The sequence below is a fragment of the Moorena sp. SIO4E2 genome (assembly GCF_010671945.1).
GTDB lineage: Bacteria > Cyanobacteriota > Cyanobacteriia > Cyanobacteriales > Coleofasciculaceae > Moorena > Moorena producens.
In genome coordinates, this window is sequence record NZ_JAAHIE010000007.1 from 14,332 (window position 1) to 28,616 (window position 14,285).

Annotated in this window: 14 protein-coding genes and 2 pseudogenes; 9 read left to right on the top strand and 7 right to left on the bottom strand. The window is 42.2% G+C overall.

The window, feature by feature from the left end:
* The first annotated feature begins 90 nt into the window (after window positions 1–90).
* The 4 genes from F6K37_RS01650 (at window position 91) to F6K37_RS01665 (ending at window position 3,148) form a co-directional block, all read left to right on the top strand.
* The gene (locus F6K37_RS01650; protein WP_008186922.1) at window positions 91–1,044 is read left to right on the top strand and encodes a glycosyltransferase family 2 protein; all 954 of its coding nucleotides are present in this window, start codon (window positions 91–93) and stop codon (window positions 1,042–1,044) included.
* Window positions 1,045–1,193: 149 nt separating this feature from the next.
* Window positions 1,194–1,802, top strand: a complete 609-nt coding sequence (gene hpsU / locus F6K37_RS01655; protein WP_287247743.1) for a hormogonium polysaccharide biosynthesis acetyltransferase HpsU — start codon at window positions 1,194–1,196, stop codon at window positions 1,800–1,802.
* Window positions 1,803–2,239: 437 nt separating this feature from the next.
* The gene (locus tag F6K37_RS01660; RefSeq protein WP_287247744.1) at window positions 2,240–2,977 is read left to right on the top strand and encodes a hypothetical protein; all 738 of its coding nucleotides are present in this window, start codon (window positions 2,240–2,242) and stop codon (window positions 2,975–2,977) included.
* Between the two features lie 33 nt (window positions 2,978–3,010).
* Window positions 3,011–3,148, top strand: coding sequence for a hypothetical protein (locus F6K37_RS01665; protein ID WP_165691867.1), 138 nt, complete (start codon window positions 3,011–3,013; stop codon window positions 3,146–3,148).
* On the opposite strand, the gene F6K37_RS01670 is transcribed toward F6K37_RS01665, so the two are convergent.
* Complete coding sequence (locus F6K37_RS01670) at window positions 3,117–3,308, bottom strand: hypothetical protein (RefSeq protein ID WP_008186919.1); 192 nt, start codon at window positions 3,306–3,308, stop codon at window positions 3,117–3,119. The two genes, F6K37_RS01665 and F6K37_RS01670, sit on opposite strands and share 32 nt — an antisense overlap.
* Window positions 3,301–4,242, bottom strand: coding sequence for a glutathione S-transferase family protein (locus tag F6K37_RS01675; RefSeq protein ID WP_287247748.1), 942 nt, complete (start codon window positions 4,240–4,242; stop codon window positions 3,301–3,303). The genes F6K37_RS01670 and F6K37_RS01675 overlap by 8 nt, the downstream gene beginning before the upstream one ends.
* A gap of 319 nt (window positions 4,243–4,561) precedes the next feature.
* Between F6K37_RS01675 and F6K37_RS01680 the strand changes: the two genes are divergently transcribed.
* From F6K37_RS01680 to dnaB, 3 genes are all read left to right on the top strand, one after another.
* Window positions 4,562–5,038 (top strand): hypothetical protein, encoded by a 477-nt coding sequence (locus tag F6K37_RS01680; protein WP_287247750.1) that lies wholly within the window; start codon window positions 4,562–4,564, stop codon window positions 5,036–5,038.
* 12 nt (window positions 5,039–5,050) lie between these two features.
* On the top strand, window positions 5,051–6,193 hold the full coding sequence (locus tag F6K37_RS01685) for a hypothetical protein (RefSeq protein WP_287247752.1): 1,143 nt from the start codon (window positions 5,051–5,053) through the stop codon (window positions 6,191–6,193).
* A 177-nt stretch (window positions 6,194–6,370) separates the two neighbouring features.
* On the top strand, window positions 6,371–7,717 hold the full coding sequence (gene dnaB, locus F6K37_RS01690) for a replicative DNA helicase (protein WP_008180022.1): 1,347 nt from the start codon (window positions 6,371–6,373) through the stop codon (window positions 7,715–7,717).
* A 488-nt stretch (window positions 7,718–8,205) separates the two neighbouring features.
* Here dnaB and F6K37_RS01695 read toward each other — a convergent pair whose 3' ends face one another.
* The 3 genes from F6K37_RS01695 to F6K37_RS01705 all read right to left on the bottom strand — a co-directional run bounded on the left by F6K37_RS01695 (window position 8,206) and on the right by F6K37_RS01705 (window position 10,477).
* On the bottom strand, window positions 8,206–8,766 hold the full coding sequence (locus F6K37_RS01695; protein WP_008180023.1) for an FKBP-type peptidyl-prolyl cis-trans isomerase: 561 nt from the start codon (window positions 8,764–8,766) through the stop codon (window positions 8,206–8,208).
* Between the two features lie 22 nt (window positions 8,767–8,788).
* Window positions 8,789–9,112 (bottom strand): phasin family protein, encoded by a 324-nt coding sequence (locus F6K37_RS01700; RefSeq protein WP_008180024.1) that lies wholly within the window; start codon window positions 9,110–9,112, stop codon window positions 8,789–8,791.
* Window positions 9,113–9,343: 231 nt separating this feature from the next.
* Window positions 9,344–10,477 carry a ferrochelatase gene (locus tag F6K37_RS01705; protein WP_044492316.1) on the bottom strand — a complete coding sequence of 378 codons (1,134 nt, stop codon included), beginning with the start codon at window positions 10,475–10,477 and terminating at the stop codon, window positions 9,344–9,346.
* Window positions 10,478–11,185: 708 nt separating this feature from the next.
* Here F6K37_RS01705 and F6K37_RS01710 point away from each other — a divergent pair.
* Window positions 11,186–12,364, top strand: a complete 1,179-nt coding sequence (locus F6K37_RS01710; protein ID WP_008180027.1) for a 30S ribosomal protein S1 — start codon at window positions 11,186–11,188, stop codon at window positions 12,362–12,364.
* 161 nt (window positions 12,365–12,525) lie between these two features.
* Window positions 12,526–13,263, top strand: a complete 738-nt coding sequence (locus F6K37_RS01715; RefSeq protein ID WP_044492317.1) for an HAD family hydrolase — start codon at window positions 12,526–12,528, stop codon at window positions 13,261–13,263.
* Window positions 13,264–13,379: 116 nt separating this feature from the next.
* Here the strand turns inward: F6K37_RS01715 and F6K37_RS01720 are convergent.
* Both F6K37_RS01720 and F6K37_RS01725 read right to left on the bottom strand, forming a co-directional pair.
* Window positions 13,380–13,784, bottom strand: a pseudogene (locus tag F6K37_RS01720) (response regulator); the annotation flags it as partial.
* Window positions 13,785–13,881: 97 nt separating this feature from the next.
* Window positions 13,882–14,163, bottom strand: a pseudogene (locus F6K37_RS01725) (response regulator); the annotation flags it as partial.
* Between the last annotated feature and the right edge of the window lie 122 nt (window positions 14,164–14,285).

Genomic DNA, 14,285 nt, shown 5'->3' on the forward strand with positions numbered 1-14,285 from the left:
GATAAGCCTTAATTTTAGTTAAGGCTTGCTGTTAGTTATTCTAGGCCAATAAACTTTTCATAAAACGTCCACAATTGCAGGTGTTTAATTATGAAATCCCCTAACACTAAACTTCCGGTATCAGTTCTAATTCCAGCCAAAAATGAAGAGGCCAATTTACCAGCTTGTCTTGAGAGTGTTAATAGAGCAGATGAAGTGTTTGTTGTCGATTCCCAAAGCAGCGATCGCTCCATTGAAATTGTGGAAGAATATGGTGCAAACCTAGTTCAATTCTATTTTGATGGGTTTTGGCCCAAAAAGAAAAACTGGAGCTTAGACAATCTTGAATTCCGCAATCAATGGGTATTAATTGTTGATTGTGACGAACGCATTACTCCAGAACTTTGGGATGAAATTGCTGTGGCAATCGACAATGCTGATTATAACGGCTACTATATCAATCGTAGAGTATTCTTCCTAGGGAAATGGATTCGCTTTGGTGGCAAATATCCAGACTGGAATTTACGGTTATTTAAACACGAAAAAGGTCGCTACGAAAACTTAAAAACGGAAGGAATTCCCAATACTGGAGACAACGAAGTTCATGAACACGTTGTCCTACAAGGCAAAGCTGGCTATCTTCAAAATGATATGCTGCACATTGACTTTAAGGACATTTACCATTGGCTAGAACGGCACAATCGCTACTCCAATTGGGAAGCTCGTGTCTATCTAAATCTACTAACAGGTAAAGATGACTCTGGCACCATCGGGGGAAATCTGTTTGGAAGCGCCGTGCAGCGTAAGCGGTTTCTGAAAAAAATCTGGGTTAGACTACCGTTTAAACCAATACTGCGGTTTATTTTGTTTTACTTTATCCAGCTGGGCTTTTTAGATGGAAAAGCTGGGTACATTTATGGACGCCTGTTGAGTCAGTATGAGTATCAAATTGGTGTCAAACTCTATGAGTTACAAAAGTTTAGCGGTAAGCTGAATGTAGAAAAAACTGAACCAGCACAGACACCAGTAACGCCAAAGCCATCAGTTGTCTCTCCAAATCCCTGAGAATCCATTTTGAATTAAGAATGTAGAATTAAGAATTAAGAATGTAGAATTAAGAATTAAGAATGTAGAATTAAGAATTAAGAATTATCCATTCCGCATTCTCCATTCTCCATTCTGCATTCTCCATTCTACATTCTACATTCTAGATTATGACTAATGACTTAAGTAAACTACCAGCGTTAGATTTACCACCCTTAGTGGATTTACGCCAGTACGACCAATCTTGGTTTGACCGAGGACGTCCGGGCTGGTTAATCTTACTCTGGTGGTTGGTGCAAGCGATCGCATTTCCCTTAAGTCCTCATAACTTCAATGGCTTCCGCCGATGGCTGCTACAACTATTTGGAGCCAAGATTGGTACTAATGTCATCATTCGACCCACTGCTCGTTTTACTTACCCGTGGAAAGTAGAAGTTGGTGACTACAGTTGGATTGGAGATGATGTGGTTTTCTACAGCTTGGATCGGATTCGGATTGGTAGTCATTGCGTTATTTCTCAAAAATGTTACCTCTGTACTGGTAGCCACGATATGAAAGACCCAGCCTTTGGTTTAATCACATCTGAGATTAGTGTTGGTAATGGAGCCTGGATTGCCGCCGATTGCTTTGTTGCCCCCGGTGTCCAAATTGGAGCCAATGCGGTTATTGGTGCTCGCAGCACTGTGTTTAGTAATATCCCAGAGCAGCAAGTATGCTGGGGGATACCAGCACGTCCTCGCTATCGACGGGAAATCGAGGAGAGAGGGAGTAGGGAGTAGGGAATTAAGAATTTAGAATTTAGAATTTAGAATTTAGAATTTAGAATTTAGAATTTAGAATTTAGAATTGGGAGTCAGGAGTCGGGTGTCGGGTGTCGGGTGGAAAGTGTAGCTATTCAACCGGAGAAGATCATATAGCAGTCGCCAGGGCAGTTAGGACATGACAAAAGTCTCACACCCTTTGTAAGCGATGCAGAGGTGCGACCCGTGGCGAATTTAATTCGCCAACGGAAAAAGCACCTAAGCGGTCTTGGGGGTTTCCCCCATGAGCGACTGCATCAAGAAGCGCAAGAGTTTGACTTCTGACTTCTGACTTCTGACTTCTGCTATACAAGGGGAAGTTAACCAGATCCGGAAAAATTGTTGATAAGTTTCCGGATTTTCATTTTGCTAAAAGAAAAAGATAGTGGACCACTTTAAGTCAGGATTCCATAGTCATGGTTCACAAATTCATTTTCCAAGGTTCAGCTTACCTGTTGTCAGCGTCCGTGATGTGGCAAGTGCTTCCCGCAACAGCCGGAATAGTACCTGGGAAGCATGACAATAGCAATGTTCGCACCTTCAAGATTGCTGGATTATTCGATGAGCTCCGCCAAATCCGTCGAGATGTCCAAGAAGTAACCAATACCATTCGTGAAGGCAGGCGTATAATCCAAGGCACACGCGGAGTGGTTGATGAGTTTGATCAACTTGGGGACGACCTCAACTCTGGACGAGTGGTACAGTCTTCTAACAATAATCCCTGTCGCAAAAATCGGTCTCGGAAATCGGTTGCTATCAATGAGCAGGTGATTTGCACCAAAGACGGAGCCTATGAGTTAAGTCAGGAATTGCGTAAGGTACTGATGATGACACAAACTCGAAACCTCTATATTGATGAGTTTTACGGCAAGTTTTTGGACAAAGTCTTTAATCGTCCTGTTGAGTTTATGTTCGAGAATAAGGAGGAGATGACCTTAGATAATCTTACGAAAGTGCTTGCTCTCTATGATCAGAAACGGTGGGATTATAGCAAAATCACACAGATTCTTTTCTCTCCCTCGACTAGTAAGGCTACCTTGATGTTTGGAAAACGCACCGAACCGGAAATTGTATCTGTCCCTGATTCTATTGGTGAGTTTTCAGATTCCGTATTTAAAATCAAATCTAAGTCTCCATTTTTGAATCAAGAATAAGTTAACACGTAAGCTATCAGCGGTCAGCGGTCAGTGGTCAGTGGTCAGTGGTCAGCGGTCAGCCGTCAGCCGTCAGCGGTCAGCCGTCAGCCGTCAGCCGTCAGCCGTCAGCCGTCAGCTTATTTTATTCAAAAGGTGTTCAGTGTAGCTTGGCCACAGACCTTTGGCTGATAACTGATAGCTGATAGCTGATAGCTGATGGCTGATAGCTGATAGCCAATAGCTGATAGCTGATGGCTGATAGCTGATAACTGATAGCTGATAACTGATCGCTAATAGCTGATAGCTGATAGCTTATGGCTGATAGCTTATGGCTGATAGCCTTAATCACTAAAACTAATTTGTGGTCCTTTTGGAACAATACCAGAGGGATTAATAAAGGGATGACTCCTATAATAATGCTGCTTAATGTGGTCAATATTACAGGTTTCCTTTACCCCTGGCTGATGATAAAGGTCTTTGAGATAATTCCACAAATTGGGATAATCCAGAATTCGTTGCCAATTACATTTGAAATGGAAATAGTAAACTGAATCAAAGCGTAGCAGAGTGGTAAACATACACCAATCGGCTTCTGTAATGCGATCGCCACAGAGATAACGCTGTTTACCTAACACCCCTTCCCAATAGTCAAGGGCATCAAAGAGGTCAGTTACTCCTTCTTCATAAGCTTGCTGAGTAGTAGCGAATCCTGCTCGATAAACACCATTATTAATAGGTTGGTAAATGGCATCAATGGTTTTATCAATCTCTTCTCGTAAATTCTCCGGATAAAAGCTGATATCCGACTGAGCAATCCCGTCGAACTCTATGTCAAACATCCGAATAATTTCACGGGATTCATTATTAACAATCGTGCCAGTTTCCTTATCCCAAAGTACTGGAACCGTTACCCGTCCGGTACAGTTAGGGTCAGCTTTTATATAAACTTCCCGCAGATAGCGAGCACCATTTACTGTATCAGGGATACAACCAGGCCCATCGGAAAATTCCCATCCATCTTTATCCATCAATGGGTCAACAATAGACAGGGTAATCGCTTCCTCCAATCCCTTTAAGGTTCGCATAATCAGAGTGCGGTGCGCCCAGGGACAAGCATAGGAAACATAGAGATGGTAGCGTCCAGAGGCTGGTTTATAGTCTGTGGAGCCATCAGCACGAATCCAATTACGGAATTTGGTGGGATTACGCATGAATCGCCCTTGGGGGTCTTGCTGATAGACTTCGTTAGTCCATTGTCCGTTAACGAGCATCCCTGTTGCCATAGTTTTCCTCTGTTGGTATTTTTTTTCATACTATCTATCGCTAAGGGAAAAGGGAGTAGGGAGTAGGGAGTAGGGAGTAGGGAGATAGGGAGTAGGGACTGGATCGCTGTTTATGAGGGGATATTCCTGTGGGGAACTTCCCCTAAAATCGTCTGTAATCTAGTCAGGGTAAGAGAATTAGGTCAAAGGCTGGACAAGGCTTGAAACCCTTGCCCTGACTGTAAAGGTTGGGGTAACGCCGAAGTACCCTCTATTTTCCCACAGCCCATGCCCTCAGGTTTTGCGTAACATAATAATACAAGCCAAGGGATAAAAAGCAATGAAGATGTTAAAAATTAAATTTATTGTTAAAGCCAGAGCGGTTTTGATTATATTATTTTACTTGTTAGTTATATATATAGTGCTAGGAACACTCTTTATTAACTATTTGACCGCTGGTGTGTTAGGTTTAGGTTTTTTTTTAGCTTATTTATCTAAACATGTTATAAGATATTTACCCTATAGTAGTAAATATGCAATAAATTTAATAAAAATAATTCCATTATTATTGTTAATAAATGTGTTATTAAGTTACTCAAAAAGTAAGAACTCTATTATTTATCTTATTTTACAATCCGACATAGTTGACGACCGTCCATCTTCCGTAAATAAGACTTCCGTAAATAAGATATGGTTTGAATTTCTGAATATTATAAATATATTATTTTATCATGATAGAAGTAATATATTTTATTATAAATTAACAGTTAATCCAAAAAATAAAAATGAATTAAATATTTTTGAAATAGAAGAATAATTGCGAGAATTTATGCCTCACGAACAACCTGATACAGACATATTTAACCAGGATAATAATGGGTGCATCTCGGTTTCTAAAAAATTCCCCAATAGAAGTTCAACACACTTTAAAAACAACGGTATAAATTATACATCTAAAATTGTTAAATGTACAAATCCTGAAGAATTACAACAACAAATAATAAACTCATCAATACAAGAGATAAAAGGATATCATGAAACAAATATAACTGGGAGATTAATGATAGGAAAAAACAACAAAGAACTTCTATTAAATAGAAAAATCGAAAGCGACAATAAAGGTTGGGGGGTAAAGGAAGTATATATTTCATTCTTTGGCTTTGGTTTGAACTCAAGTTTTCATGAAGACTTAAATGAAACAATAACTCAACAAAACTTTCCTAAAGAAGAAGATGTAGAAGTAATTTGCCTGGGTATTTGCCCAAAATCACTAATAGAATTAGTTGATTTTCCCGTAGGGTCATTTCTTAAAGCAAAAGACAGCATAAATATTGAATATGGCGAACCATACGATAATAGTCAAACAATCACCTGGTCTGTCAATAATCTAGAAAGAGACATAAGGTTTTCTTACATCTCACCACCTTTTCATAATTTCCGAATATTTTTTGAACCATTTTCAAAATTTGATTCACTTCCTCAACCTTTAGTTTTTACTTTTGGCATAATAATTACTTGGATTTTTACAGCCAGAGGCAAACCCTTGATATATATTAAAAGTGTAGCTAATGCTGAGAGCAAGTCTATGTCTGAAGCAAATCCCTCCAAAAAAGTAGAAATTAGCGGTAATAACTTTGGTGCTGTAGGTAGCTTAACAGGAGACAACTCTGGTACGTTCACCGGTAATCAAAATATTTATCAATCTCAGAAAAAGCAAACCTTAACAGAAGCAGCCGCAGAAATACAGCAACTCCTGGAACAACTATCACAAGCCTACCCAACTACAACCACTGCCGAAAAGATGACTGTAGTAATGGAAGTTGCTGACCGTATTGAAAATAACCCAACGCTAAAATCACGGGTAGTTGGTGCCCTAAAATCAGGCGGAACTGAGGCATTTAAGGAAGCCATCGACCATCCACTAGTTAACATTTTGGTGGCAACCATTGAAGGATGGAAGGATGCTGATTAGTTAAAGGGATGAATTAATGGAAACAGCTGATTGTTAGAGGATATCTCCCAAGTTTTTTGATACTGAATTTTGCCCCCCTAGCCCCCCAATTCTGGGGGGAACAAGAATCAATTTGCTGGTAGAAGTCCCCCAAAATTGGGGGATTTAGGGGGCTTGGATGTAGCAAATGAGACTTCTATGACTCAAAAACAAGATTTTTCAGCGTTTGGGAACTCTATACCACCCCAAAATATTGATGCCGAAGAGTCTATTATCGGAGGCATTTTATTAGACCCGGAAGCCATGGGTCGAATTGCTGATTTCCTGAATTCAAAAGCTTTCTACGTCCGGATTAACCAAACCATTTACGAAGCTGCTTTATTACTTTATAGCCAGGGTAAACCGACGGATTTGATGAGTGTTACTACCTGGCTTTATGACAATGACTTATTAGAGAAAGTTGGGGGTCAAGCTAAGTTAGCTCAGCTAGTTGAACAAACGGTTTCAGCGGTCAATATTGACAGGTTCGCTAAGTTAGTGATGGACAAGTATCTGCGCCGTCAGCTAATCGAAGCCGGTAACGAGATTTTTAAGTTGGGTTATGAGACATCCTTGGAATTGGAAACAGTCCTTGACCAAGCGGAACAGAAAATTTTCAGCCTCACCCAATTGCGTCCTCAGCAAGGTCTAATCGCGATTTCTGAAACCCTAGTCCAGACCTTCCAAGATATAGAAAATCGGAATCAGGGTATTGATTTGCCTGGTATTCCATCAGACTTCTATGATTTGGATGCCCAAATTGGGGGGTTAAGTCCGTCTGACTTAATTATCATTGCTGGTAGACCATCCATGGGAAAAACTAGCTTAGCGTTAGGAATTGCTCGTAACGTAGCTGAAAAAATGCCAGTGGCGATTTTTAGCTTGGAAATGTCAAGAGAACAACTAGTGCAGCGGTTGTTAGCTAGTGAAGCGAAAATTGACAGTAACTTTTTGAGAGCTGGGCGCATTGCTCAAAATCAGTGGGCACCCTTGAGCGAAGCAATCGGTGTGTTATCAGAGTTGCCTATTTATATTGATGATACCGCTAACCAGACTGTGATGCAAATGCGATCGCATGCTCGTCGTCTTCAAGCAGCCCAAGGGAGCCAGTTGGGATTAATTTTAATCGATTACTTACAGTTAATGGAAGGCAGTGGTAGTGAAAATCGAGTTCAGGAGTTGTCTCGGATTACTCGCTCTCTCAAAGGATTAGCTCGGGAACTGAAAGTCCCAGTGGTTGCTCTGTCTCAGTTAAGTCGAGCTGTGGAGTCTCGCACCAACAAACGACCAATGATGTCGGATTTGAGAGAATCGGGTTCCATTGAGCAGGACTCGGATTTAATCATGATGCTTTATAGAGATTCCTATTATAATCCAGATTCACCCGATGGAGATACGGCAGAAGTCATCATTGTTAAAAATCGTAATGGTCCGACAGGAACGGTGAAACTTATCTTTAAACCTGGGTTAACCAAGTTCCTGAATATGGCAAATCAAAGAGTGTAACCTACCACAACTGAGGCGTAAGCATTCAGCTATCAGCCATCAGCCATCAGCTAATGCGCTAATTGAGGTGCTACTTGATGTGCTTATGGGCGATTAGGAAGCTACGGAACTTTTGAATCAAACAAGTAAGCAAAAGTTTAATCTGAGTTATGAAAAGCTGACTGCTGACCGCTGTTCGCGTAGCGTGAGCCAAAGCTCACGGCTGAATGCTTACACTGAGGGTTATTTTGGAATTATTATAGGTCAAAAATTAACTTTATTTTATCTAACGTTATTTACAGGACATAGATTTAATCAAATACTATTTAATCGAATGATTGAGTTCTGAACTTTAGTTTTGTACCCAGGTTTTATTAATATTTTGTAACAAAAAGGCGATGCTATTTCTAGTGTTATTCTGTTTACTAAAACTCCCAATCAGCGAGAATTCACCAACTGGGAGCAAGTATTCAGTTCATCGCTGAATTAGCTAATTTATTGCTAATTTACTAGTTAATTTTCAACAATTCCACATCAAAATTCAGCGTAGCATTAGGCGGAATCACCCCACCGGCACCACGGGTACCATAACCTAATTCTGGGGGAATGATCAGCTCACGACGACCACCAACCTTCATAGAACCAACCCCTTCATCCCAGCCTTTAATAACCTGTCCTACACCGATTTTGAAGGAAAAAGGACGATTGCGATCGCGAGAACTATCAAACTTACTACCATCCTCCAGGGTACCAGTGTAGTGAACCACTACCGTCTGTCCCTTCTCAGGCATTGCTCCCTCACCCTCAACCACGTCGATGTACTTCAAGCCCGACGGTGTTGTAACCGTCTCAGCCTCAGTATTGGTTTCGCTTTCTGAACTAGAATCCATAGCTATATCTCGTTTATCATTAACATCTGGGTTAGCACTGTTAGCTGTTGTCACTACTTCCGGCTGAGTGTTGGTAATTTCTCCAGCAGTGGTAGATTTTTTACCCATACCTACTTGAGCCACAACCAAAAGCAACCCAAAGGCTACTATAACGCCTATGCTGATCAGAATTTGTTTCAAAGTCTGTCCTCCTAATTGATTATCAACGCCAGAGCTTATTTTCTAAATCCCGCACCTGACGCTCCAGACGGTCAATACGACCTCGCAATTCATCCATTTCTGATTGGCGAGGAACCCCTAAATCCTGCAACATATTGCGCAACTGCCGTTCCATGTTGCTCTCAAAGTTACCCTGCTCTGACTTGATCTGATTCATCAGATCATCCACAAAAGCGGTGGCTTGGTCGGAGTTTATTTTACCATCTTTGACCCATTCATCACTTACCTCTCGCAGTTTTTCGGCAACCATTGAGGTTGTGCCAACCCCAACCAACAATAACTGCTTGAGCCAGTCGTTATTATCCATAATTGTTATCCTGTTATCCTGTTATCCTGTTATCCTGTCACTCGGCACTTGATGGGGCTGGGATCAACTAGGCTTTCCTATGATTGGAGAAGTTTCATTGATTCCCAGCCTACAGTTCTATTCTGTGACATCTTTCCTAGAACAGGAGAAGAGGGAGAACAGCGGGAGGAGAACGGAGGAGGTGCAAGAAGGTGCTATGTATCAAGCAACCTAATAAAATGCTCTGGTGAATCAGTGGTGATGGTGATGATGGTGCTGTGATGCCTGCACAGCTGCCAACTGGGGATTGATAGATAGAGCATTTTCTGATACAAGTACCTCAATTTGAGGATTAGCCCACTCCGCTGCCATCTCTAAGAATTCTGGATGATCATTAACACAGGGCATCTCTAGGTAGGTAACCTCTGAGTTACGACGTTTTAGACCGTGGACAATGTGATGCACATCTAAGAGGGTTTCGTGATTCTCTGTGGCAAAGCCAATAGGCATAAACACAATCGCCTTAGCCCCTAAGTTAATCAGGTTCTGGGCTGCTAACTCCGCGTGAGGCTGAGTCCACTTAATTAAGGGAGTTTGGTGGTTAAGCCAGCCCACAGAGATTAGGGGATACTTATACATCAACTTTTCCCTTACTGCCTCATACAATGCCTGACTTTCGTCAATCCCAGACACAAATCCTTTAGCTTCGTGGGGACAGCCATGGTTCATCAGGACAATGCCAATTTGGGAGGGGAGATAGGCTTGAGCTAAATCGGTAGTAATTTTCTCTTCCACCAATCGAGCAGTTAGATTAATGTACTCTGGTTCGTTATAGAAAGACGGGATGTAACGCAATCCCTGAACCCAGTGTTGATCTCCATCCTCTAATTTCCCTAGGGCTTTATTGACCTGTTCCACCGCAATGCCGCTAGTAAAGATGGAATCCACCACTAGCAGGGGATAGATCAGCAGTTTTTGGAACCCTTGCTCCTTAATTTCACAGAGGACTTGTTCTGGCAGAAAGGGAGCGCAGAAGTTAAAGGCTTTGAATACCTTGACCTGATCGCCCCATTTAGCTTGCAGGTGTTTTTCAATACCTGCCCGTTGCTGTTCAAAAATATTGTTGTGGGGTGAAATAAAGTTGTCATGCTGGTGCCCCCACTCGTGGAAGTCAAACATTGCCAAAATTTTGGCTAAGGGTGGATAGATCCAGTTGGGGACTGGGGCAAATTTGGCGGTAAGCAAGTTTAAGGCTTGTTCGTTGTAGTTGGCGAAGTCTTCGTAGCTTTCGACTTCTCCATAACCCATGAGTAAAACCGCAACTCGTTCGTGACCATGGGTTGGGGAAGGTTTTACTGATTGAGATTTTTCTGGAGTGGCAACCACTTGGTATTCCTACTGGCTAAACGTCTATTCCTGGGGTATCCCTGCTTTGTCTTGGGTGCAGAATGTACCCCTGGCATTTATTAGGCTAACATCCCCCATGGGGGGATATAGGACATACCACAATAGCCTGGAAAGTTCGGTAAAGATACTAATAACAAAATCTCGATTAGGTTATAATAGGATGTCTGGTCTTAATTAAATCTTATTAAATGAGCTGATCAGTTCGAGATTAGCCCACTAGCCTCTACCAAACGCGCAAGCGTCGTCCTTTGGGCGAAGGGAGTGGGGTATTTTTCGACGGAAAGCTCAGTTCAGGTTTTGTCTAATAAATTATAATGGACATAAATTGGGGTGAATTTATGTCTATTTGATAACCAAAGCCGAAAATGCCCTTGGTTATTGACAGTGGACCAAAAGCCTGATTGGAATAGAGCAATTAAAATCAGATAAAATCAGAAACTTGGCGGTGGGGCATCCCGTCAATAGTAAAGCTTGTCGAGTACCCGAATGCGGATCGGTTTTCGTAAGGAAATGGCGATAGCTGGGGTTGGCGAGAAGCCCACACCTACCCCCGATCCCCAACAGGTGTGGGAGATGTCACAAGTAGGACAACGCAATGTCGGTGTAAGCAGCACAATGCTGACGTGCTTGTACATCAACAGGAGGCATAGTCATTAAAACCAAATCAAACTAGGACAAACAACGCACATGCTCAGTCAGAAAACAAAAACTACAGATATAGGATTCACTCACGAAGATTTTGCTGCCCTTCTGGATAAGTATGATTATCATTTTAGCCCAGGGGATATAGTTCCGGGTACGGTATTCAGTCTAGAGCCGAGGGGCGCTCTGATTGACATTGGTGCGAAAACCGCCGCCTATATTCCGATTCAGGAAATGTCAATAAATCGAGTTGATAATCCTGATGAGGTTTTACAATCCAACGAAACACGGGAATTTTTCATCCTGACCGATGAAAATGAAGATGGACAGTTGACTCTCTCTATCCGTCGCATTGAGTATATGCGAGCCTGGGAGCGAGTGCGCCAACTACAAGCAGAGGATGCTACGGTGCGTTCTCTGGTATTCGCCACTAACCGTGGTGGAGCGTTGGTACGTATTGAAGGGTTGCGCGGTTTTATTCCTGGTTCTCATATTAGCACTCGGGCAGCCAAGGAAGATTTGGTGGCCCAAGAACTGCCCCTAAAATTTCTGGAGGTAGATGAAGACCGTAATCGTCTGGTACTATCCCACCGTCGTGCGCTAGTTGAGCGCAAGATGAACCGCCTAGAAGTCGGAGAGGTGGTGATTGGCTCAGTACGAGGAATCAAACCTTACGGTGCATTCATTGATATTGGCGGGGTCAGCGGATTGCTGCACATTTCCGAAATTTCCCATGATCATATCGATACGCCTCATAGTGTGTTTAATGTCAATGATGAACTGAAAGTGATGATCATTGACTTGGATGCTGACCGAGGTCGGATTTCTCTGTCAACAAAGCAGTTAGAGCCAGAACCGGGAGATATGATTAACAACCGGGAAGTGGTATTCGAGAAGGCAGAAGAAATGGCTCAGAAGTACCGGGAGAAGATGCTAGCACAAAAGCAAGGTATAACTCCAGAAAGTATGACTCCAGAAGCGGTTGAAACCCAAGAGCCCCAAGAGTCCCAAGAGCCCCAAGAGCCTCAACAAGTCCAAGAGCCCCAAGAGCCTCAAGAGCCTCAACAGGTTCAAGAGCCCCAAGAGCCTCAAGAGCCTCAACAGGTTCAAGAGCCTCAAGAGCCTCAAGAGCCTCAACAGATCCAAGAGCCCCAAGAGTCCCAAGAGCCTCAAGAAGACCCAGTGCCAGAGGGAGAGTTTGTAGCAGCTGCCATCGACGAGTAACAACCAGGTGCGGTAACAAGAATTAGCCGTTAGCTGAGGCTAATGGCTAATTTGTGTTTATGGCTGTGTTCCGGAACAAGAGCAAAGAACTTGGCAGGTGCGAATCTTGATCAACTAGCTAGTAGAATGAAGTTGATTACAATAAACAGCGGCATAAACCCTTGGTAACCATTCGTTGTGGGAAGGTGACTTTCCCCAATATTGAAGCAGTCATATTTGATAAAGACGGTACCTTAGAGGATTCACAAGTTTATTTAAGAGAACTAGCCTATAAGCGATCGCGTTTAATCGATGCCCAAATTCCTGGTATTGGAGAACCCCTCCTGATGGCCTTTGGTGTCCAAGATGACACCCTTGACCCTACCGGGTTAATGGCAGTGGGTAGTCGTCGGGAAAATGAAATTGCTGCTGCGGCTTATATTGCTGAGACTGGTCGGGGTTGGCTAGAGTCATTGGAAATCGCTGGGAGTGCCTTTGTTGAAGCCGAGAAGTACTTGCAAAATGCGGCTGGAACTTCCCCAATGTTTGCCGGTAGCCTCGAAGTCCTTAAATTCCTCTCGGAAGCTGGTTTAAAGCTGGGTATTCTATCGGCAGACTCTACGGCTGGCGTACAAGCCTTTGTCCATCGACACCAGCTAGACCCCTATATCCAATTACAGCAGGGTGTGGATTCTGAAATCAGTAAGCCTGATCCCAGGTTGTTCCTACAAGGGTGCCAATCTTTAGAGGTAAAACCTGCTTCCGCCCTAATGGTAGGAGATTCAGCCGGTGATATTGAGATGGCAAAGCGTGCTGGTGCAGCGGGTTGCATTGGTATTTGCTGGGGCAAGCCAGAAGCTTCCCATTTAGAGGGAGCTGATCTAGCGATCGCGAGCCTGGATGAGATTGAAATTATTTAAAGTCAACTATATTGAATCGGCAAGGGGTGAGAGAAGTGTTATTTTCAATTTTCAAGTTTCAATAAGCACAACTCCCGCAGCCTTGGTGCGATCGCACCAATTGGTAAAACCTGTTTGACCTTGACCCCAGACAGAATTTTAATCTTATTGATCAACTCCTGCTGGAGCAACTGATTATCCGTTGTCATTCCTGCCGACGGCTTAGGAAAAATATCCACTGCTCCTGCATCTAAAAGCTGAAAAATCTGATCAGTATCCTCTTGCTGCACCGAAACACTAATCACCAGAATCGGTCTAGGATAGAGCGCCATAACTTCAGATGTCAACTCCAGACCATTCATCTGGGGCATATGGAGGTCTGTACAAATGACATCTGGTTGAACTTTGGGAATTAAGTTCAAAGCTTCTAAACCAGTTCCAGCTTCTCCCACCACTTCAATTTGCTCTGATGAATTCAGAATCCTTTTCAGTACTACTAGAGCAATCGGTGAATCTTCAACTAATAAAACTCGAATAGTCATTGATTATTTAATAATTTTAAATTTTTCATTTTTAATTACCAATTTAACCTTAAAGCTTCACAATTTAAACTTAAATATTAACCTTGTATATTAACTATCACACAAGTATTTGCAACGTTTCGATGAGAAAATCTTGATTAAATTTTCCTTTTGTTATATAGGCATTAGCCCCCGCTTCCATCCCTTTTTTATTATGTTCATCGGAAGCCAAAGATGTTACCAAAATTATTGGTAATTCGTTATACTATTGATGCTGACGAATTATGGCAGTTAGGGAAAATCAGTCTAGATTTGGCATTTCCACATCAGATATTACGGCATCAAAGTAACGGCTGTTTAGTTTGTTATAGCCATCTAATCCATCTACAGCTGTCACTAAGCTGTTCGGCATTTAAATTGGTATAATAAAAATTAATAAATAACCCAATAATAGGAAATATGCCAGCAAAAAATTATCTGACACAAGAGCAAAAAACAATACTTCAAAAAGCCTTAAAAATA

What these genes read in the sequence shown, in the direction of transcription:
- F6K37_RS01650 (WP_008186922.1), top strand. Translation starts at nt 91, where the DNA reads ATGAAATCCCCTAACACTAAACTTCCGGTATCAGTTCTAATTCCAGCC.
- hpsU (WP_287247743.1), top strand. Translation starts at nt 1,194, where the DNA reads ATGACTAATGACTTAAGTAAACTACCAGCGTTAGATTTACCACCCTTA.
- F6K37_RS01660 (WP_287247744.1), top strand. Translation starts at nt 2,240, where the DNA reads ATGGTTCACAAATTCATTTTCCAAGGTTCAGCTTACCTGTTGTCAGCG.
- F6K37_RS01675 (WP_287247748.1), bottom strand. Translation starts at nt 4,242, where the DNA reads ATGGCAACAGGGATGCTCGTTAACGGACAATGGACTAACGAAGTCTAT.
- F6K37_RS01680 (WP_287247750.1), top strand. Translation starts at nt 4,562, where the DNA reads ATGAAGATGTTAAAAATTAAATTTATTGTTAAAGCCAGAGCGGTTTTG.
- F6K37_RS01685 (WP_287247752.1), top strand. Translation starts at nt 5,051, where the DNA reads ATGCCTCACGAACAACCTGATACAGACATATTTAACCAGGATAATAAT.
- dnaB (WP_008180022.1), top strand. Translation starts at nt 6,371, where the DNA reads ATGACTCAAAAACAAGATTTTTCAGCGTTTGGGAACTCTATACCACCC.
- F6K37_RS01700 (WP_008180024.1), bottom strand. Translation starts at nt 9,112, where the DNA reads ATGGATAATAACGACTGGCTCAAGCAGTTATTGTTGGTTGGGGTTGGC.
- F6K37_RS01710 (WP_008180027.1), top strand. Translation starts at nt 11,186, where the DNA reads ATGCTCAGTCAGAAAACAAAAACTACAGATATAGGATTCACTCACGAA.